Raw genomic sequence first — 23,578 nt, 5'->3', positions numbered from 1 at the left:
TTGATGTTTTTTGTGTTTAGTGAACGGGCAATACCATTATAAATTCAGATCCTTCGCCCTGTGTGCTTTTTGCGGTAATAATACCGTTATGCCTGTCGGTAATTTTTTTGGCAATGGCCAGCCCTATGCCCGTACCATCATACAGTTGCCTGTCGTTAAGGCTCTGGAAAATGATAAAAATGCGATCCAGATATTTTTCGTCAAACCCTATACCGTTGTCTTTTACGCTAATGCGGTAGTAAGGCCCATCGGGTACCACCTGCGGGCTGTCAAAATCCTTATGATCTACAAAGTAACCCTTTACTGTTATTACCGGTGGCACGCCTTCCCTGGAAAACTTAAGCGAATTACCTATAAGGTTTTGAAACAACTGCCGTAACTGCCCCGGTACACCCATAATGGTGGTAAGGTTTTCTACGTGTACCTGCGCCTGTTTTTCTTCAATCCGGTAGTCAAAATCGGTAAGCACCTCGGTTATAATCGCGTTAAGATCTGTAACCTCGGGCACTACATTTGCCGAAAGCCTGCTGTAATCCAGCAAATCAGTAATAAGCATACCCATACGGTCTGCCGAACGCAGTGTACGGTTTATATAATCCTGTGCATCGGGCGTATTAATATAACGGTCGCGCACAATTTTGGTAAACATTTCTATTTTCCGCAGCGGCTCTTTCAGGTCATGCGATACCACCCAGCTAAATTGTTGCAGCTCATGGTTACGCAGCTCCAGTTCTTCATTTTTGTGCAACAATTCGCGCGTGCGCTCCTCTACCTTAGCCTCCAGGTTATCTTGCGCCTCCTTACGTATTTCTATTTCCTTGCTCAGTATATCGCCTATGCGTATAAGCTCCTGCTTTTGTTCGTGCAGCTTTAAAAAGGTTTTCACCTTCATAATCAAAAGGTCTGGGTCTACAGGCTTGGTAATATAATCTACCGCCCCGGTTTCAAACCCTCTGGAAATATACTTTTTCTCTTTACTAATTGCCGAAAGAAAAATAACCGGTATATCTTTAGTACGGCTGCTGCCCGCCATCATTTCCATTACCTCAAAACCATCCATGCCCGGCATTTGCACATCCAGGATGACCAGCGAGTACGGAGCTTTAAGAATTTTTATAAGCGCCTCCTCACCAGATAGCGCCGCATCTGACTCCAGCCCGTGCAATTGCAGTATTTTTTGTAAGGGTAAAATATTTTCCCTTTGGTCGTCTACAATAAGTATCATACCCTTAAGGGTTTATGTTTAAATTAGATTTACAACGCGTTGTATGCCGTATAACGCCTTTGGCGTGTTGGTGTTTTTCTTACAAAACCGTTGTTGGGCATAACGGTCAAAAATATAAAAACTTACTGTTAAACTGTTGTTAAGGCTATTATCTTAAGCGTTATTTGTTAAAAACCATAGCGCTTTTACCATCATACCTTTGTTTTGAGTACATTTGGCAGCTTGCCTAAACATTACGTATCGCATGAAAAAACTGCTACTCTTATTACTTACAACCCCTTTTGTTTGCCTGGCGCAAATACCGCAATACTACAGTACCGTTGATTTTTCGCTGACCGGAAACGCGCTGAAAAACCAGCTTGCCACGCTGATTACCGATACCCATACCACACAGCTTATTTATACGCCCGATGTATGGACCGCGCTGAAGCAGACCGACCTTGACCCGGCAAACCCTGACAACGTACTCCTTATATATGGGTATGATGATACAGATACTAATGTAAGCAACGACCGCAGCCGCAGTAAAGACCTTAGCTGCCATACCAGTAGCTGTAGCGGGTTGTGGGTACGCGAGCACGTTTATGCAAGGTCATTAGGTACGCCTAACCTGGGTTTTGAATTTGCCGGGAGCGATGCCCACCACCTGCGCGCCATAGATAACAGCATGAACAACAGCCGTAGTAACCGTGTGTATACCGATGATGCCGGTAATGCCCATACCCTGCCAAACGACCAGTTTTACCCGGGCGATGAGTGGCGTGGCGACGTAGCCCGCATGGTTATGTACATGTACGTGCGCTACGGCAGCCAGTGCCTGGCAACCAACATAGGTACAGGCAGTACCAGTTACAGCATATATGGCGATATGCCCAACGTGTTTTTAGAATGGAACCAGGAAGACCCGGTAAGCGACTACGAGCGTAACCGTAACAACATACTGCAACAAATGCAGGGCAACCGAAATCCGTTTATAGATAACCCTTACCTGGCTACCATACTATGGAACGGCCCGCAGGCCAATGATACCTGGGGACTGCTTAGTGCACCAAGCGAAGATTTGGCACAAATTATAGCCTACCCTACCGTAACTACAGGGGTGGTTACTGTAAAAAACACCGAAAATAAAGTGTTTACCTATACATTATATAACACCCTGGGGCAAAATGCGATTTTAGAAGTGCAAAACGATTTGCTAAACATAGAAAAAAATGCCGCGGGAATGTATTTTTTAACCGTTTCTGACGGGGTAAAAAGCAGGACAATAAAATTGCTAAAACAGTAGACGTAAAAAATTGGCAAAATTTTTACCATTATCATAACATAAGTCAGTTTACACGGATTGTTTTTTAAATTTATGTAAAAAAATCACAAAATAATTCTTAACATAAAGATAATAAACAATAGTAGTGCAGCCGTATGTTAAGTTAACATCATGGAGTATATTTGCAGTGTGTTAATTTATAGCGCATTGAACCTAAATCACTACACGAAAATGGTAAAAACACTACTTAACAAAACAACATGGCACTGCCTGCTGTTAATGGTATTGCTATCCCCCGCAATATCGTTCGGGCAGGTAACAGTCTTCACAGAAAACATGGGTTCGCCTTCGGCTAACACTGCTATTTCTGCTAACACATTTCAGAACACAACCCCTATCGTTTTCTCCGGAACGGCCGACGTAAGGACAACTACGCCTTCAAATTATACAAGTGCATCAGCAGGTGGAAATATCTTTTTTACTTCCACCGCAGGTCGATATTTTGAAATTGGCGGTATAAACACTACCAGCTACACTAATATAGCACTTTCTTTTGGGCATTATAAGAGTAACACCGCTGCCACTACGGCACTTACAGTGCAATACAGCACCGATGGTACAAATTATACCAATGTAGCTTACACAAGAACAACGACCTCGGCTACATGGGAGTATGTTACAGCAACTACAGCAATACCAGCAGCAAGCAATGTAAGGTTACGCTTTACCAATACATCTGGGTCTATACAATTTAGGTTAGACGACGTAAAATTAACCGGAACCCCGCCATCCCCTACGGTAACAACTACAAGTGCAACTGCAATTACACAGTCTGCCGCGACTTCAGGAGGTAGTATTAGCGATGTAGGCACGGGAACAATTACTGCAAAAGGTGTGGTGTGGAATACAGCTACCGCCCCAACGATAGCCCTTGCCACAAAAACAAACGAAGGGACAGGTACCAGTACCTTTACAAGCAGCATTTCTTCATTAAACAGCAACACACGTTATTATTATCGCGCTTACGCTACTAACAGCCTTGGTGGCACGGGCTACGGCACCGAATACAACTTTTATACCGCAGCCGCTATACCGGGCACACCTACACTCGGTAACCCACAGCAAACCAGTATAGATGTTACTGTAAACGCTAACGGAAACAACGCTACTACTACCTATGCCATCCGTGTAAACGGAAGCCAGTATGTACAGGCCAACGGAACATTGGGCGCAAGCCCCGTATACCAAACTGCTGCTAACTGGGGTACAAAAACCATAACAGGGCTTACAGCAGGTACAACCTACACCGTAGATGTTGCCGCACAAAACACCGATGCTACGTTAACCACAGCATACGGAACCAGTGCATCGTTAGACACGCTTTCTGCTACAGCGCCATCGTTAACGCTTACAGCATCATCGCTTTCATTTGGCAATGTTTGTATAAACGCCACCGCAACAGGCACCTTTACGTTTGAAGGCGCTAACATTGTAGACACAACAGACATTACCGTGCCTGCAATAAGCGGGTTTAGCTACTCACTTACAGCAAACGGCACCTATACAGATACGCTTACCATTACTAACTATAGCGGCGCTTCGGTTACCGTGTATGTAAAATTTGCACCAACCGTGGTACAAAGCTATGGCGGTACGGTAAACGTTGCAGGCACAGGTGCTAATGCTACTGCACAGTTTAACATTACAACATCGGGTGCGGGTATTAATACCCTAGCTACCATTACTACAGTGGCAGGGGCTACTAACATTACAGGATTTACAGGTACCATAAGCGCTACCTATACTACAGGATGCTATACGCCTACCGCACTGGAATTTGAATACTCTACCGCAAGCTTTGCTAACGGTTCAGGTATTGTAATATCGGCAAGCACTACAGCGGCCGGTGGCTACAGCGCGGTACTTACCGGCCTTACGCCATCTACCCGCTACTATTTTAAAGCTAAAATTACCGATGCAAGCGGTACGTATTACGGTTTCCAGAATTCTTTTGTAACCAACGCCATAGACGCTCCGGTGGCTACAGCGGCTACTAACATAGCTACCAACAGCTTTAACGCTAACTGGAATACGGTTTCTACGGCAACCTACCAGCTTGACCTAAGTACCAGCCCTACCTTTGGTACAGGTACACGCGCTACAGACCTTTTCTTTTCTGAATATGTAGAAGGTTCTTCAAACAACAAGTATATAGAAATATATAACGGTACCGGTAACACGGTAGACCTTTCTGACTACAAACTATCATCTTACGCAAACGGAAGTGGTGCTGCTAATACAGAAGTACAGCTTACAGGAGCGTTATTAGACGGGCAAACAAAAGTGTACAAAAACGCTTCGGCAGCTGTGTACACCGGAGCAGCAGAAAGCAATTCGGCAGTTAACTTCAGCGGGGATGATGCTATAGCACTTATAAAAATTTCTACCGGGGCTTATGTAGATATTATAGGTAGCATAGGCTACGACCCGGGTACAGCATGGACATCGGGCTCTTTCAGCACCGCCGAAAAAACCCTTCGCCGTAAGGCCACCGTTACATCTGGCTTAACCGTAAACCCGGCAACCTCTTTCCCTACCCTTAGCACAGAGTGGGAAGTAAGTAATCAAGACAACGTGGCTAACCTGGGTTCGCACACCTTTAGCAGCTGGACGCCAAGCTACGTTACCGGATATCAAAACATACCGGTAAGCAGCAACCTGCTAAACGCAACTACTAACATTAACGATAACACTACCTATTATTACAGGGTACGTACTGTTCTGGGCAATAGTATATCTGTAAACAGTAACGTTATCAGCTTTACTACCCCTATAGGTAACGTAACCTGGACAGTGCCATCTGGACAGTCTACCGCTACATGGGTGCCTGCGACCACACTAACAAGCGATATTAACGTAACGCTTAACGCAAACTACGACACAGCGGTTAACGGCAACATTATTGCAAAAAACCTGACCCTAAACAACGGTTACAATCTTGCCGTAGCGCCAAATACTACCGTTACTGTATACGGAAACATAGTAAACAATGCGCAGCCAAATAACTTTGTAGTAGAGAACAACGGTTCGCTGGTACAATACGGCAGCGGCACTGCAACAGGCGCCATTACCGTAAACAAAAGCAGCAACCCGCTTTACCTGCTTGATTATACCCTGTGGTCGTCTCCGGTAAACGGCACACAAACCCTTCAGGATTTTTCACCTAACACAACAGCCAGTCGTTTCTACGAATACAAGTACGCGTTAAACAGCAGCAACACTATGGTAGAGGCGTACTTCCATGTAGATGGCACCAGCACCTTTACCCCGGCTAACGGTTACCTTATCCGTATGCCAAACCAAAACGCCGCTACCGGTTATAACGAAGGTACTGCAGCCATAAGCTACCCAGGGCTATTTACAGGTACGCCAAATACCGGGACCATAACCAAAGCCATGAATACAGGCGGTAACCGCTACACCGGTACGGGTAACCCGTATGCATCGCCTATAAGCGTGGTAGATTTCTTTACGCAAAACGCATCAGTGCTGGATCCTTCATCGGGTATTTACCTGTGGAGGAAGAAAAACGGTGCAGCATCGGCCTCTTACGCTACGCTTACCCTTGCGGGCTTTACGGCGTCGGGTGCTACCTTTGGTGGCGAAGACCAGCAAGGTTACTTCGGGGCAGACAACAGCTTATGGACACTGGCTCCGGGCCAGGGCTTTATAGTGCGCACCAGCGCATCGGCTACCGACAACCCGGTGGTAACCTTTACAAACAGCATGAGGAGAAGCGCTTCGGCATCGGGCCAGGCATTCTTCAGGCAGGCAGGTAACAGTAAGTCACGCTACTGGATGAGCCTTAAAAGCGCAAACGGTGCAGCAGCCCAAATGGCAGTGGCCTACATGGGCGGTGCTACTACAGGTATAGACGCAGGCTACGACGGTACACGCTACAACGATAACAAAATATCAATATATACCCTTGCAGAAAACACGGAGCTTGCCATACAGGCACGCCCGGCATTTGAAGCCAACGATACTGTAAAACTGGGCTACGTTACCGAAACAGCGGGAACGTACACACTTACATTAGACAATAAAGACGGTGTGTTTGCAAACGGACAGGATGTGTTTGTATACGATACTACCGAAGGACTGGTGTACAACCTTGCTAACGGCGGCTATACCTTTACTACCGAAGCCGGTACGTTTAACAACCGTTTCGAGCTACTGTATACTACACAGGCACTGGGTACAGATACTGTTATAGATGCTAACGCTGTTGCGGTATACAAATCAGGTACTACGATTTATGCCAATACCGGCAACGCGATTATTAACGCTGTTACCGTGTACGACATCCGTGGCAGGAAACTGTATGAAAACAACAATGTAGCTGCTAATGCTACTACCATAAGCACGCTTAACGCAGCTCAGGAAGTAATAATAGTGCAGCTTAAAACCAATAAGGGAACCGTATCTAAAAAGATTGTTTTCTAATACAAAACACACCTTTTGCGGTTTACCATATAAATCCCCCATTAGCCCGGCTAGTGGGGGATTTTCTTTTTACAGCCAATATTAAAGGCTTAAAATTCCACTTTCCGTAAAAAAATCCTTCCAAATTAAAAACTTATCAACACGCAAACGTTGTAGAATACCCCGAAAACGATTGATGCCTTGCAGATATATAAATACGATGTAGTTTTACATATCTATTTAATAAATAATAGTAACCTAATCATTTCTGTATGAAAAAATTACTACCTATTATTACAGTACTTTTATGCCTGCCGTATGCTGCTGATGCCCAGATAGCAATATACTGGCGCGGCGAAGCACCAAACGGAAACTGGGAATGGGGAAGCACCTGCGATGCAGGATCTGACGGTAGCTGGTTCTACCCTTCGCCATGGAACGGGTTTAGGAAACGCCCTGATTGTTACGGCGCTAAATACATACATTTTGACAACAACAACCAAACTTCGATGAACCTTAACTCGTCGGATGATTTTAGCGCGTATCAAATACTTTTTGACGGTGGTGCCACTGTAGGCCGCACCATAACTACATCTGCCGGAAGGAAAATATTTTTTAAGGTGGGCGCGGCGTGTAAGATAGAAAACTACTCTACCGCTACACACACCATTTCGCCAGATATTACGTTTGAAAACAGTACAGAGTTTAACCCCATAAACGGTAGCCTTACCTTAAACGGTACCATTACCACTGCGGGTAATGCCATAAACGTGTACGGCCCTAATGCCAAAACCCTTACCATAAACGGTGTGATTAACGGCAGCGGAAGCCTTACCATAAAACAAAACAGCATAGTACAGCTTAACGCCGTAAACACCTACACGGGTGCTACTACCGTAGAGGCCGGTACGCTACAGCTTAACAACAACAGCGGTGCCCTGCCGGCTACGGCAAGCGTTACTGTAAACAGTGGCGCTACCCTTAAAATAAGCAAGAACCAAACCCTGGCTTCGGTAAACCTGCAAAGCGGCGGTACACTGGTTATAGATTCGGGGGCGGTGCTAACGCTTACCGGAAGTATGGTAAGCGCCGGTACCATAACAAACAACGGTACGCTTAAGCTAAACGTTTCGGGAAGCTACACATTTCCGGGCAGTGTAAGCATTACAGCTATGAACGCCCTTGAGGTTGCCGCAGGAACGGTATCGCTAGGCGCCAATATAAGTCCGGCTTCGCTTACGCTTTCGGGAGGGACGTTAGACCTTGGCAGCTATACGGCTAACGGTAGCGGAACACTAACCCTAAGCAGCGGAACGCTTAAAATAGGCGGTACCAACACCTTACCATCTGGTTATGCTACCTACAGCGTCAACAGTGCCAATACGGTAGAATACTACGGTACTACCCAAACCATAGCCGCACCGGGCAGCCAGAAATATGGCAACCTGGTACTATCGGGTAGCGGGCAGAAGAAACTGGGTGCTAACGTGGGCGTGGCTAATAATGCTACGGTAAACAACGGCACATCGTTACTCATAGAAAGCCTTAAATCACTAACGGTAGACAACAGACTTATTAATAACGGAAACGCAACCGCACTTACCATACAAAACAACGGTGCTTTGGTACAAACCAATAACGTAAGCAACACCGGGCAAATCACTCAGTACAAAAACAGTAACAACCTGTACCGTTTTGACTACACGTTATGGAGCGCACCGGTAAGCGGGCAAAACCTGCTGGCATTCAGTCCGCAAACGGTAAGCAACAGGTTTTATGAATACCGTTATGGCACCAACTCGGCTGGCACGCCGCTATCGGCATACTTCCATGTAGATGCTTCGGCAAACAGCTTTACACCGGGCAAGGGATACCTTATACGCATGCCCGATACCGCCGCGGGAGTAAACGGATTTAACTCCGGCAGCACGGCCCTTAGCTTTAACGGTACTTTTGCAGGAACGCCAAACAACGGTACTATAACCGTACCGCTTTCTACAAATGGCGACAGGTTTACCAGTATAGGCAACCCCTACCCTTCGCCGATAAGCGTAAGCGACTTTTTTAGCCAAAACAGCAGCGTTATAGACAGTAATGGCGCGATTTACCTGTGGAGGAAACGCAATGCTACCAATACCAGCAGCTATGCCACCCTAACCCTTGCCGCCTACACGGCAAACGGCAGCGGGCAAAACGCCACCAACAATACCGGCGGGCAAAATGCATCGGGATTTTTTACCGGGGGCAGCAGCAACTGGCTACTGGCACCAGGGCAGGGCTTTTTGGTAAAAACCAAAAGCGGTGTTACAGGCAGCCCGGTAGCCACCTTTACTAACAGCATGCGCCGTATAGTACCGGGTGCGGGTACAGCGTTTTTGCGTACTACAGAGGGTGCCATTTCGCGTATGTGGATAAACATTAGCAACAGCGATACCGCCTTTAGCCAGGCAGCATTAGTATATATGCCGGGTGCTACCACGGGGAACGACTTTGCCCTGGATGGCAAACGCTTTACCGAAAGCGGCATTGCCGACATATACACCCTATCTGGCACAGAGGAACTGGCCGTACAGGCACGCCCTGATTTTACCCCTGCCGATGTGGTGCCTTTAGGCTTTACAGCACCTACAGCAGGGAACTACACCATAAACCTGGACAGGGTTGAAGGTGTTTTTAACAACGGGCAGGCCATTTATCTGGTAGATACTACAGAGGGCATTGTACGCAGCCTTACCGATAAAAGCTATGAGTTTACTACCGAAGCCGGAACCTTTAACAACAGGTTTGAACTACGCTACACTACCGCGGCGCTTTCGGTTACAGATACTAATAAGGCAAACGCCATGGTATATATACAGGACGGGAATCTTCACGTGAGTACACAGGGCAGCAGCCTGCAGAAAATTGCGGTGTACGACCTTAACGGAAGGCTGGTGCAAACCCAAAACGCCTACGGAACCACAGCCGTGCTACCACTGGGCAGCGTGGCACACCAGGTGCTTATAGCACAGATAATTACTGATAAAGGAACGATTTCGAAAAAAATTATTTATTAATACCTAAATGTAAATATCTGTTTTTAAATCAGATAGATTCCCAACTACAACAGTTGGGAATTTTTTTTTGCATTTTTTTACTTTTTTAAAACCATGAAGTAAACCCTATCGTATATATAGGGTGTAAGCAAAAGGGAAAAATATACGAGCCCTCGTTAAATTCCCCAGAAAGTGAATGTGCCGGCAGGGATGTACCTGCGGCATTGGTGCACCGCCTCTCCGGATGCTAAACCCCGGAGAGGTTTTTTAAGCCCCTGATGCTTACGGGTTAAACACAGGCATCTAATGTCATATATAAGTTTTTTTTGGGTAGAAAACAACCTGTGCCACCAAACCAAGGTAAGGTGTGGTTTTGGTGGTAAACCTCTCTTTTGGTAACATAAGGGAGGTTTTTTTATTTAAATGATAAATTAGGTTGTTAACCTTAAGGTAACCTTTAATAGTTACATAATTAACTGTTATAGTGTTTTTTGTGACAAATTTTATATAACTTTGCAGTTCCCAATATACACTTGTCAAACAGAGAAAATTATTTAATGCCTATTTTATGCTAAAAAATTTACAAAGTAATTTGTGGACGCTACTCACGTGCATGATAGTTTTATTGTGCACCAGCTCCGTACAGGCGCAGATCACCGAAAGTTTTGATACAGGAAGCACCACCTTAAGTAACTGGACGTTTAGTGGTGCAGCTCCTACTGTCAACAACCCACGAAATGGTGATAGAGCCTTAGGTTTCACTGCTACAGGTCAAACTGCAACTAGTCCCGCAATCAGTTCGCCATCACAACTATCCTTCTACTATAGGAGAAGTAGCAACACGACAGCCTGGGGGCTAAAGGTGGAAGTGCTTAACGCTTCTACCAACGCGGTAGTTGCAACACTAACAGCAATAACCTCTGCCAGTACAACTTACGCACAATATACTGCCGACTTAAGTTCCTACTCAAATATTAAAGTAAGATTAACGGACACGCGCTCTTCAGGAGCACAAGAACGTTATGTCGACGATTTTAGTATTACAGCAGGCGCTACCACCTACACCGTAACCTACAACGGAAACGGCAGCACATCGGGTTCTGCACCTACCGACAGCAACGCTTATGCAAGCGGCGCTACGGTAACCGTACTGGGTAACACCGGTTCGCTTGCTAAAACAGGCTCTACCTTTAACGGCTGGAACACTGCTGCTAACGGCAGCGGTACCACCTACCAGTCGGGTAACACGTTTACCATTAGCGCAAACACTACACTATATGCACGCTGGGCTACACTTACCCCATCGGGTACAGCATTAACCGGGTTTAACTATACGCAGGGTTCGGGTCCGTCTGCATCGCAGTCGTTTAACCTTACCGGAAGCAACCTTAATACCGGTGGCGGTACCATTACCGTTACAGGTTCTACTAACTACGAGGTATCTTCAGATAACACCACCTTTGGCAGTACGGCTAGCATTACCTACACCGGTACTTCGTTAGCGTCTACCCCTGTATACGTTCGCCTTAAGGCAGGCCTTACAGCAGGCAGCTACAACAGCGAAACCATAAGCATAAGCGGTGGTGGCACCAGCAGCAGCCTTACGGCAAGCGGCAGCGTATCGCCAAACACCCCTTTTATATCAACCAGCGGTACAGTTAATGCACTTAGCACTACCTATGGTACGGCTTCGGCTAACGGTACGTTTTCGGCATCGGGTAGTAACCTTACTACACCTATAGTAATTACTGCACCAAGCGGTTTCGAAATTTCTACGGCTACGGCCTCAGGCTTTGGCAACTCTGTAAGCCTTACCCCTACCAGCGGTACGGTAAGCAGCACCCCTATATATGTGCGCCTTGCGTCTACAACAGCTGTAGGCTCTTACTCGGGTAACATTACCCTTGCAAGTACAAGTGCTTCCACAGTAACTGTAGCCATACCAAGCAGCACAGTATCGGCTAAAGCACTAACCATAACGGGCCTTACAGGCGGTACAAAAGTATATGACGGTAACACTACAGCTGCCGTAACCGGTACTGCTACCCTTAGCGGTGTGGTAAACGGCGACAGCGTAACGCTGGGTGGCTCACCTGCCTATACCTTTGCTACTAAAGCAGTAGGTACAGGTAAAGCCATTACCGTAACCGGATATTCTATAAGCGGTACAGGTTCGGGTAACTATACAGTAACTCAGCCAACAGGCCTTACAGGTACTGTTACCGCTAAATCAGTAACCGTTACCGGAGCTACTGTTACTACTAAAACCTATGATGGTACTACTGCCGCTACCATAAGCGGAGGTACAGTGGTAGGCGCAGTAAGCGGCGATGCGGTATCGGTAAGTACTTCGGGTACATTTGCCAGCGCTAATGCCGGTACCGGAATAGCAGTTACCATAGCCCTTACAGGCGCAGACGCTACTAACTATAGCCTTACACAACCGGGCATTACAGGTACTATAAACAAGGCAACTTTATCTATAACAACATCAGATATTGGCCTTACCATTAACGGAACTTATTCTTTACCGGGCGCTAACATTACCATCCCGTCAGACGGTACTGTAAGCTACAGCGTGGTAAACGGCAGTATAGCTTCTTTAAGCGGAACTACAATTACGGGTCTTGCAGTGGGTACTACTACCTTAAACATCTCTGTTGCAGAGGGCACTAACTACTTTGCCGGTACTGCATCAGCAGCTATTAATGTAGTAACTTATCCTAACAATACCTACGAAACTACTTCTAACGGTACATGGCCATCGGGATCAGCTACATGGAATCGTCTTGTAAACGGAGTTTGGACACCAGCTTCTGCACCTTCAGCTTCAGTAACAGACCTGCTTATTGTAAAACATACCATTACAAGTAGTGCCTCATTCTCGGCAACAGGCGGTGTGGGTACAAAAGTTATCGTTGCAAACGGCGGTAGGTTTGAAATGGGTCACTCTTGTACACTTAGTACACTTACAATAGAAAACGGAGGTACTGTGCGACTTAATACTCCAAGTGTTACCCTGCTTAGCACAGGTACTGTAACTGTAGAATCAGGCGGTACGCTGATATCAAACTCTGCTACTTTTAACCTTGGTGATAACTTTTGGAATGGAACCGAAAACTTTAAAAACGGCTCTACATTCGAAATACAAGATTGGGACTGGAGTGAAACAACAGCTAACGAAAGACTTGTAGATGCAAACGGTACAGTTAGCAAGAATGCTGATGACTATTACTACGGAAACATCTATATTAACTCTGGTACACAAGACAAATTGTTTACTCTTGTAGGTGCTACAGGAACACAAAAACTTTGCCAGAACAACCTGACCGTTAATAGTGCAAGCAGTACTTATGCTACTGTAATGACTACAGTGAATGCTAATGTAGAAATCGGAGGAAACCTTATAATACAACAAAATAAGTTTTCGGCAGGTGCTACTACAAGTGCTAACGTTACCCACACAGTTAAAGGTAACATAGAGATGACAGGCGGCACACTGGACCTTAACCAAAACAATTCAACTTCGGGTTCTGTAACGCTTAACGTAAACGGTAATATTAATGCTACTGCAGGTAGTATAATAAGTACTGACGATGGCTGTAAATTTGTATTTAACGGAACTGCGCCTCAAACACTTAATATAGCTAACACAGTTACAGTGGGTACACGTGTTGACTTTGATGTGGCTTCGGGATCTGAAGTACAGCTAACAGCAAGCCTGGCACTTCCTAACTCAACTAACGACTTTAACGTATTAAACGGAGGTACAATAAACGTACAAAACAATGCTATAACAGGCAGTGGTGTATTTAACCTGAATGCAGGCGGTACTTTGGCTACCAGCAACACCGGAGGTATAGCCACATCTGTTACAACAACTACCAGAACCTTAGCTACAGGTGCACACTATGTATTTAATGCAGCTACTACGTCGCCATTCCCTACAGCTACGTTTAACAACCCTGGTAACGTTACTACTAATGCTAATGTAACGCTTAACCGCACAATTACCCCTATTGGTAACCTTACGGTAAACTCAGGCACGCTAGATCTTAGCACCTTTACTATTAACCGCAATGCAAACGGTGGTAGTATAACACTGGGTAACGGTACTACGCTAAAAATAAACGGCACAAACGGTTTCCCTACAAACTATGCATCACAAGTGCTTAACAGCAGCCTTGTACACTTTGCCGGCGATGCCCAAACGGTTAACAAGCTTTCGGTTGATTACTATGACGTGAAGCTTTCGGGTACTGGTGCCAAGTCGTTTGATAACGGCACGGTGGTAGGTAACAACCTTACACTAGATGCAGGGCCAAGCGTAACGCTTCCTGCAAATACTACGATTACCGTTAAAAACCAACTGGTAAATAACGGTACTGTAGAGAAATTTGTTATTGAGGAAAATGCTGCGCTACTACAAACTAACAGCGTAGCTAACAGCGGTAGCATTACGGTTAAAAAAGACAGTAACGCAATTTATAGGAACGACTACACTATGTGGAGTTCGCCTGTTACAGGTTCTCAGACCATGTCTGAGTTTTCGCCAAACACGCTTACAACGCGTTTTTACGAGTACGATTGCCGTAATAACGGTTCGGGTTACAACGAGGTGTTCTATCACGTAAACCCTGCAACAGCTACTTTCGTAGCCGGACGTTCTTACCTTATCCGTATGCCAAACGAAAATAACGGTGATACTGATTATTTTAATACAAGGGCTACACTTAAGTTTAACGGTGTATTTAAGGGTACTGCTAACAATGGTACAGTAACGCGTACGCTAAATGTAAACGGCAATAAGTTTACTGCAACAGGTAACCCTTACCCGTCGCCTATAAGTGTTGATGCATTTTTATCTGCAAACAGCAGCGTACTGGAGCCAGGTACAGGTATCTACCTTTGGAGGAAGAAAAACAGCGCTTCTACAGGCTCTTATGCTACGGTTACACTTGCAGGTTTTGCCGCTAATACCAACAATGGTGCCACAACGGGTGGCCAGGTAAATGCCGGTTATTTCCCGCTTAACGATGCATCTTCTTACAGGATTTCTGCAGGACAAGGCTTTATTGTAAAAACTGCCAGCACTGCTACAGGCACACCTCAGCTTACGTTTACAAACAGCATGAGACGGGCGGTAGCTACCTCAGGCGGGCAGTCATTCTTTAGGCAGGGAACATCTAATACATCGCGCTACTGGGTAAACCTTGCCGATGCTAACGGTAATGCCAGCCAAATGAACGTGGTTTATATGGATGAGGCCACTAACGATATTGACTACGGTTACGATGCGCTTCGCCTTGAAGAAACGTCTACACTGTCTACATATACCCTTGCGGGCGATAAGGGCCTTACCATACAGGCTAAACCTGCATTTAATGTACAAGATGTAGTAAAAACAGGCTTTGCAGCACCACAGGCGGGTACGTATACCTTTGCCATAGATAATAAAGAAGGTGTTTTTGAAAATCAGCATATTTACCTTAAAGACAACGCAGAAGGTATAACACGCGACCTAACCGAAAACAACTATACCTTTACTACCGAAGCAGGTACATTTAATGATCGTTTCGAAATACTGTACACCACTGAGGCTCTTGGCACAAACAATCCTGCTAAAGAGCAGATAAATGCTGTAGTATACAAGTCGGGCAACACGGTAACAGTAAACACCGAAACTGCCCTGATAAAGGGTATTACTATTTACGATATCCGTGGTGCTAAAGTGTATTCTCAACAAGGTATTAATGCTACAACGGCATCTGTAGCAAACCTAAACGTGGCACACCAGGTACTTATTGTAGAAATAAATACGAATAAAGGAACAGTAAGTAAGCGTATTATTTACTAATAATCCTTAGTCCATATTTTACAAAATCCGCACTTTTTAGTGCGGATTTTTTGTTTTTAGGCGTTTTACATCCCATCATTAAAGGTATTTCGTGTTAAAGAAAAAAAGCGGTTAGGGTAACCCCTATAAAAATGATATTTAAATAATAAATAATCCTCGTATATTATTAAAAATTAACCCACAAAATAGGGTAAAACACTACGCTAAAAAAGTTAATACCCTAATATTCAGATTTTTAAAAAACATAATAATCGGTTTAAACGTAATTTGAGGTTAAACCGATTTTTTATGAGAAACAACCTTTACTCACGCATGAGCAGCCCCATTTTTGCTATCGGTCTGCTATTATTTACTATCCTTGGTTACGCCCAAACTAACACGTACCCTACAGGAACCGTTACCGCAAGTGCTTCCGGAGTTACAAACTCAGCTAATGCCGGAGGGAATGACCTTACCAATGCCGCGCGCATTTCATCGAGCCTTTTATCTAATAACAATTATGTCCAGGTAAACTTTACATCTGCCGTAAGTGCCAATACGCCGGTATACATAAAAGTAAACGCCGAAACCACATTACTACAAGGCCTGCTGGGCGGCGCCATAGGCGGGCTGGTTACAGACCTTGCAGCACTGCTGGTAGATGGGCAAAACATTACCGTACAAGCGTTAAACGGAAGTACATCGGTAAACTCGGCTACCATAACAGCATCGTTTAATAACGATACCGGCTCTACCGTAAAAATTATCCAGAATGCAGCCGGAGACACCTACATCCGTTTTATTCCATCCGGTAGTTTTAACAATATCCGCATCACAAACACACGTCTGGGAGTAGCTGGTACATTGACTTCCCGTTGGCTGGACGTGTATGGTGCGTTTTACACCACCGGCTATCCGTCGTGTACATTGGCACAATACACCAGCTATACCGGTGGCGGCCTTGTAAGTGCCGATATTACCGCGGGTGCAGGCAATGCAAACGGCTACCGTGCTATAGATAACAGCGCCTCTACCTTCTCTACCCTATCCATCGGTACAGCAGGTGTAGCAGCCTATGCCGAACAGCAGTTTTATTACGAAGGTAGCGCAAGCGCATCAGATACCTACTTTGCCAGCTTTTCTATTAATCCCCAATTAATATCGGCGGGGCTGCTAAACAACATTACCTTTATAGGGTACAACGGTAATAACAGCGTCTATACTGTGGCAGCAGCATCACTTTTATCTGTAGATTTACTGGGTCTGCTACAAAGCGGCGGCAAAGCCAGTGTAGCGATTTCGCCTAATGCAGCTATTACAAAACTGGGCATACGCATTACAGGCCTGGCAAATGCAAACCTTGCCCAGCAAATAAGTATTTACTCGGTTACAAAAGGAGGGTTTAGTGTGGCACTTACCGGCGGCGGTAACTACCTGGTGGGCCAAACCGCTACTCTTACCGCTACGCCTACGGGGTGTTCTACGTACACCTACTCATGGTCGGGCGGGCTGGGTTCTACCGCCTCAGTAACAGCGCCTACTACCACGCCGGGCACTTATACCTACAAGGTAACCGTAACCGATGCCTTTGGTATAAGCGTAATGGCCACTACAACCGTTACCGTACTACAGCCACCTGTAGCAGGAACCGTAAACGGGGCAGCACTAACCTGCTACGGCACACTGCCGGGTAACCTCACCTTAACAGGATATACCGGAAACATACTGCGTTGGGAAAAAAGTACAGACGCTGGTTTTACATCGCCTGTAACCATAGCTAATACCACCGCTACGCTAACAGGTACCGAAATAGGTGCTGTAACCCAAACCACCTATGTACGCGCCGTGGTAACACAAAATGGCTACCCGAATGTGTATGCTACAGGCACTATAACGGTTAAAACTACAACATGGAACGGTACCGCCTGGAGCAACGGTGCGCCCGATATAAACACCGTGATTTTCTTTACCGGAAACTATAGCGAAAATGCTAATGTAAGCGGCTGCGCCATTCAGGTGAATAACAATGCCGTAGTAGTAATACCTACAGATAAAACCGTTACACTGCAATACAATATTTCAGTAAACAGTGGCAGCCTAACCTTTAACAGCAATGCACACCTAATACAGCAAACCGAAACTGCAAACGTGGGTAATGTAACCATGATACGCAACTCGGTTCCGCTATTCAGGCTGGATTATACATTATGGGCTTCGCCGGTAAGCGGCTTACTGTTAAAAACCTTTTCACCAAACACCTTAAACGACAGGTTCTATGAATACAAATACGATTTTAGTGCGTCTATGAATCAGTACTTTGAAGGGTATTTTCACGTAGATCCGCTTACTACCTATTTCACCCCGGGCAAAGCATTCTTAATCCGTATGCCAAACTCCAGCACGGTAACAGGATATAATACCGGAACTACTCAGATATCGTTTCAGGGAAATTTTACAGGACTACCAAATAACGGTACCTATACAAAAGCACTTGCTACTAACGGAGACCGCTTTACTGCAATAGGTAATCCGTACCCTTCTCCTATAAATGTGCAGGCTTTTTTTGATGCCAACCAAAGCGTATTAGAAAATGGATCTGCCTTGTATTTTTGGCGGAAAAAGAACAACAGCAATGCCAGTAGCTATGCTACCATGACCCGCGATACCTATGTAAGCAACCCTGCCACTGGTGGAAACACAGGCGAAAACCAGTACGGGGGCGACAACTGGGACGACTTTTTTAACAACCAGGTAGCTCCTGCAAACTGGGTGCTAAACCCGGGACAGGGATTTTTGGTTAAAACATCATCGGCAGTAAGCAGCGCAAACGCTACGTTTACTAACAGTATGAGGCGCGATGTACACAACAACCAGTTTTTCCGTACCGGGAACACTGAAGTTACAGACCAATATGCTATAGACGTAACCGGTGAAACCGACAGCAGCCGCATAGCGCTTGTACATAGCTCTACCGCAACTACAGGAATGGATATTTTTAGGGATGCTACGCTGCTTGAAGTAGAAAACACCCTAAATTTTTACAGCCTTGCGCAAGACAAGCACCTGGTAGTACAGGCGCTGCCAAACGAGCTTGATAATCAAACTATAGCATTAGGGTTCAAGGCTGCTGCAACAAATCAGTACTCGGTTAGCGTTACACACCGTAAAGGTACATTTGCAAATGGTAAGCCCGTGTATTTAACTGATACTTACGAGGGCATTACACGCAATATTGCAGAACAGCCGTATACGTTTACCACCGACGCGGGTACATTTAACAACCGTTTCCAGATTACATATACTAACACGGCATTAGGCACCGATGTTATAAACGAAGTACAAAACAGTGTAGTGATTTACAAAAAGAATGATGTGGTAACCATAGATGCAGGTAACCTGCAAATTAATAATCTAAGGGTATACGACCTTAGCGGACGTACACTACATACGCAGCATAATGTAAATGCTACTTCGGGCAAAATAACCAATCTTACACCCGGCAACCAGGTTGTAATTGTAGAGGTAAACACAGTAAAAGGCACCGTAAGCAAAAAGGTTGTTTTCTAATTAAGAAATTACAGTGTACTTTACCTGATTCCCCTGCTAAACCCCGGCGGGGGAATCTTTTTTTATGCCGTTGTTGCTACATCGTAATAGTTTGTATCTTTAGCCTTCCAAAACAAAACATCTGTTCTAATGAAAAAACTATTATGTAAGGGCATTACTACAGCCCTTGTATTGCTATTACCCATAGCGGGTATAGCACAAAAAAAGGCAGCACATGCCTTTAACAACAACACTAAGGTACCGCACACAAAAGGCACCGAAATCCTAACGCCAAACGGAACACCCATTATGCTGAAAGGCACCAACCTGGGTAACTGGCTGGTACCCGAAGGCTATATGTTTAAAACCGGGCAGGTAAGTTCGCCTACAAAAATAGATGAGCTGCTTAACCAGCTTGTAGGGCCCGACAGTACAGCGGCTTTTTGGCACAAATACCTGGACCTTTACATTACCCATGATGACATTAAGTACCTTAAACGCATAGGCTGCAACCATATACGCCTGCCGTTTCATTACAAAATGTTTACTAACGACTTGTATATGGGTACGCGTAATGCCGGTTTTACTTATATGGACCGCGTAATAGAATGGTGCCGCGCCGAAAACCTGTATGTATTACTGGATATGCACTGTGCCCCGGGCGGACAAACCGGAGACAACATAGATGACAGTGCAGGATATCCGTGGCTGTATTTCAGCAAAACCAGCCAGGATGAAATGAGTGCCATTTGGGTTCGTATAGCACAGCACTATAAAAACGACCCTATAGTTATAGGGTATGACCTTGCCAATGAACCTATAGCGCATTATTTCCTTAAAGAGATACCGGATTATAACCACCGCTTGTTCCTACTGTACAAAAGGCTGATTGCCGATGTGCGTAAAGTGGATAAAAAGCACAGTATTTTCCTGAACGGGTCGGTTTGGGCAGGTGATTTTGGCGTGTTTGAAACCATACTGGACGATAATGTGGTGTATGAGTTCCACAAGTATTGGTTTGATGTAAACCAGGAAGCCATACAAAAGTATGTGGATTTTCGCGACAAGCATAAAGTGCCGGTGTACATAGGCGAAACCGGCGAAAATACCGATGAGTGGATAGCACAGTTTACGCCACTGCTTAACAAAAACAACATCCACTGGGCCTACTGGCCGTATAAAAAAATGGACAACACCCGTGGTATTATGAACTTTAAACAGCCGGAAGACTATCCGCTGATTACCAAATTTGCCGAAGCAGACCGCGGCAGCTACGAAAAGGTTCGTAATGCCATGCCAGACCGTGCCAAGGTACAGCAGGCACTAAACGGTTTCTTAGAGAACTGTGTTTATAAAAATTGTTTCCAAAATAAGGGCTACATAGAGGGCTTAGGCCTAAAAGTGGAATAGTCTCTTTTACCTTTTTCTATATAAGACCGCAGCTGCAATGCTGCGGTTTTTGTTTTATATTTGGAGAACCAAACAAGCAAAAGAATGACAATAAAAGAAGCTATACTTAAAAGCCTTGAAGATATTATAACACTCACGGATTATAAAGTTGTAACTGATCATATAATCACCAATAATTATTATGATTTTAAAGATGCAAAAACGCCAAGAGCAACTGTTTCAGCTCAACTTGGAGATTACATTAGATTAGGGGATGCGAGGGTGAAACGTATTAAAAAAGCCGGTGCTTATTTTTATTATCTAGCGAAAAATGAAAGTCTAATAGATATTGAAATACTGTCTGGCGACAAAAAAGTGATTAACGAAGCAGTCATCGACATTAAGCAAGAAAAGAAATTACCAAAGAACAAAACATACGAAGAACGCTCACTTCATAAATTACTTTCGACATTCCTTAAGAATGAAAATATTTATTCAAAAACCATTTTCCATGAACAGTCCAATTCAAAGGACAGCAATCAAATTTGGACTCATCCGGATATGGTAGGTATACAATTTCTATCCCTTCAGACAAAAACAAGCCAAAACTTTTTAAAATCTATTAATAAAGTTGATGCCTTTAAAATAAGTTCATACGAAATAAAAAAAGAAATCAACAGTGACAGCGAACTCAAAAAAGCTTTCTTTCAAGCTGTATCAAATTCTAGCTGGGCTAATTATGGGTATTTAGTAGCATTTGAATTTAGCGATAGCCTAGACGAAGAAATGAGCAGATTGAATCAGTCTTTTGGAATAGGAATAATAGAATTAAACTCAAATCCTTATCAAAGTAAAATTCTATATCCTGCAAAATATCACGATTTAGACTTCAAAACTATTGACAAACTTTGCAAGATGAATAATGAATTTGACAGGTTTATCGAACAGATTGAAAAACTACTTGTGGCACAAGACCGATATTACAAATCTACTGAAAAAGAATTGACCGAGTTTTGCGATTCTTATTTTAACAGCGATAGCGAAATTGAAAACTATTGCATTGAAAAAAACATCCCTCTAACAAACAATGAAGAGTTTTAAACAATAAACGCCCTGTATAAAGGGCGTTTATTGTTTACTTCTTTTCTACCTGTTTCGTCTTAACAGCCGCTACGAGGTTATTGTTTTCGTTAGTATAAAAAACAATTTTTCGGGTGGCGGGTAAATCAGGCAAAGTGCTCTGCAGCAGGTCACAACATATTTTTTCTACCACCGCTTTATCGTTAGGCGCTACTACGTAAATACCTATTTCATTCGCTTTCTTATTATAAAAATACACCTCTACGGGCTTTTCGGCGTACACACTTTTTACTTCGGCAGTAACGGCAGCGAGCAGGGTTTTATCGGCTTCGGTATACTTAAAGTTGGCCGCCATGGTTTTGGCATCAATCACCTCAAAGGCACTCATGCCTATGCCGCAATACATTTCTTTAGGTTTTTCGGTTTGCCCGCAAGACGATAACAGCACCAATGCCAGTGCCGACGCTATAAAAGTTGTTTTCATGGTTTCTGTAGATGTTTTAATTGTTTGTTCTGAATGGTTAAGATAATAATTTTTCGGGGAATATAAATCCTAAACTTCCATTAAGATTTTTTATACACAAACCTTACCTTTGCACCCGCATGGAAAAAGACACCTATAACACACTGGCCGCTCCCGGCGAAGAAACCCTTTTTAAGGAAAAGGGCAGTAAGTTCTTTGGCTATGCGTTTCCGGTGGCAGATGAAACCGAGGTAAAAACCCTGCTTGCCGACATTAAAAAACAACATCCGCAGGCGCGCCATTGGTGCTATGCGTTTCAGCTTGGTACCGAACCAAACATCTACTACCGCGCTAACGACGATGGCGAACCCAGCAACACTGCAGGCATTCCTATTTATGGACAAATACAAAGCCTTGGGGTAACCAATGTCCTAGTGGTATCAGTAAGGTACTTTGGCGGGGTAAAGCTTGGCGTAGGCGGACTTATATCAGCATACAGACTTTCGGCGCAGTTGGCACTTGAGGCAAGTGAAATCATTGAAAAAACCATTAACGTACACTACACCCTAAAATTTGGGTACCAGGATATGAACCGCGTAATGCGTGTTATTAAAGAAAAAAACCTGGAGGTAGTTTCGCAAAAAATGGAAATGGACTGCGAAATAGTAGTTGCTACACGCAAAAAAAATGCCCCCGCAGTACTGGAGGCATTTGAAAGTCTTTATACAATTTCCGTAAAATAGTTTAAAGTTTCAGGTTTTTCTTAACGTTGTTTAAATGTACAGAACGGTCAAAAAAACTTTAAACCTGAAACTTTAAACTAAAAGACGAGCTTTTCTCTTACATAGTCCGGAGGGCTTACAGGGCGTCCGGTTTTCATGTCTACAAACACTAACATAGAGTACCCGGTTGTTAATAACTCGTTAGCTTCGTTGTATATTTCGTAGTCAAATTCTATCTTAACGCCGTCTTGTTTTTTAAAGATGGTACGCACCCTTAGCAGGTCGTCGTACCGGGCGGGCTTTTTGTAGTTCATGGTTAAAGACACTACCGGCAGCATAATCCCGGCTTCTTCCATAGACTTATAACTAACCCCCAGATTTCTAAGCCATTCTACACGGCCCATTTCAAAATACTGTGCATAATTACCATGGTAAACCACTCCCATTTGGTCGGTTTCGGCATAGCGGACACGTACGTTAAATTCGTAAAAATTCATATTTTTTTAATGTTAATTTAAGCCTAATTTTTCGTT

11 protein-coding genes are annotated in these 23,578 nt (G+C 44.4%); 8 read left to right on the top strand and 3 right to left on the bottom strand.

The genetic code is table 11. From position 1 onward, the window contains the following. Positions 1-16: 16 nt before the first annotated feature. Positions 17-1,225, bottom strand: coding sequence for a response regulator (locus tag ACLI08_RS05430; RefSeq protein ID WP_411427450.1), 1,209 nt, complete (start codon positions 1,223-1,225; stop codon positions 17-19). Positions 1,226-1,469: 244 nt separating this feature from the next. Between ACLI08_RS05430 and ACLI08_RS05425 the strand changes: the two genes are divergently transcribed. The 7 genes from ACLI08_RS05425 (at position 1,470) to ACLI08_RS05395 (ending at position 21,881) form a co-directional block, all read left to right on the top strand. Next, positions 1,470-2,510 carry an endonuclease gene (locus ACLI08_RS05425; RefSeq protein ID WP_411427449.1) on the top strand — a complete coding sequence of 347 codons (1,041 nt, stop codon included), beginning with the start codon at positions 1,470-1,472 and terminating at the stop codon, positions 2,508-2,510. Between the two features lie 210 nt (positions 2,511-2,720). After that, the gene (locus ACLI08_RS05420; RefSeq protein WP_411427448.1) at positions 2,721-6,995 is read left to right on the top strand and encodes a beta strand repeat-containing protein; all 4,275 of its coding nucleotides are present in this window, start codon (positions 2,721-2,723) and stop codon (positions 6,993-6,995) included. A gap of 251 nt (positions 6,996-7,246) precedes the next feature. Continuing rightward, positions 7,247-10,030 (top strand): beta strand repeat-containing protein, encoded by a 2,784-nt coding sequence (locus ACLI08_RS05415; RefSeq protein ID WP_411427447.1) that lies wholly within the window; start codon positions 7,247-7,249, stop codon positions 10,028-10,030. Positions 10,031-10,622: 592 nt separating this feature from the next. After that, entirely contained in the window at positions 10,623-15,866 is a 5,244-nt protein-coding gene (locus tag ACLI08_RS05410) for a YDG domain-containing protein (protein ID WP_411427446.1), read from the top strand. A gap of 288 nt (positions 15,867-16,154) precedes the next feature. After that, entirely contained in the window at positions 16,155-19,412 is a 3,258-nt protein-coding gene (locus ACLI08_RS05405; RefSeq protein WP_411427445.1) for a T9SS sorting signal type C domain-containing protein, read from the top strand. A gap of 129 nt (positions 19,413-19,541) precedes the next feature. Beyond that, positions 19,542-20,801 carry a glycoside hydrolase family 5 protein gene (locus ACLI08_RS05400; RefSeq protein WP_411427444.1) on the top strand — a complete coding sequence of 420 codons (1,260 nt, stop codon included), beginning with the start codon at positions 19,542-19,544 and terminating at the stop codon, positions 20,799-20,801. Between the two features lie 84 nt (positions 20,802-20,885). Next, positions 20,886-21,881 carry a hypothetical protein gene (locus tag ACLI08_RS05395; protein ID WP_411427443.1) on the top strand — a complete coding sequence of 332 codons (996 nt, stop codon included), beginning with the start codon at positions 20,886-20,888 and terminating at the stop codon, positions 21,879-21,881. Positions 21,882-21,915: 34 nt separating this feature from the next. Here ACLI08_RS05395 and ACLI08_RS05390 read toward each other — a convergent pair whose 3' ends face one another. Then, entirely contained in the window at positions 21,916-22,344 is a 429-nt protein-coding gene (locus tag ACLI08_RS05390) for a hypothetical protein (protein ID WP_411427442.1), read from the bottom strand. Between the two features lie 119 nt (positions 22,345-22,463). Here ACLI08_RS05390 and ACLI08_RS05385 point away from each other — a divergent pair, with 119 nt between their 5' ends. Continuing rightward, the gene (locus ACLI08_RS05385; RefSeq protein ID WP_411427441.1) at positions 22,464-23,066 is read left to right on the top strand and encodes an IMPACT family protein; all 603 of its coding nucleotides are present in this window, start codon (positions 22,464-22,466) and stop codon (positions 23,064-23,066) included. Positions 23,067-23,143: 77 nt separating this feature from the next. Here ACLI08_RS05385 and ACLI08_RS05380 read toward each other — a convergent pair whose 3' ends face one another. Beyond that, complete coding sequence (locus tag ACLI08_RS05380; RefSeq protein ID WP_411427440.1) at positions 23,144-23,542, bottom strand: acyl-CoA thioesterase; 399 nt, start codon at positions 23,540-23,542, stop codon at positions 23,144-23,146. Positions 23,543-23,578: the final 36 nt, after the last annotated feature.

The organism is Flavobacterium sp. RNTU_13 (genome assembly GCF_046614455.1).
In the GTDB taxonomy this organism is placed as follows: Bacteria; Bacteroidota; Bacteroidia; order Flavobacteriales; family Flavobacteriaceae; genus Flavobacterium.
Note: the sequence above shows the minus strand (reverse complement) of the source record. Positions and strands in the feature narration are given on the sequence as shown.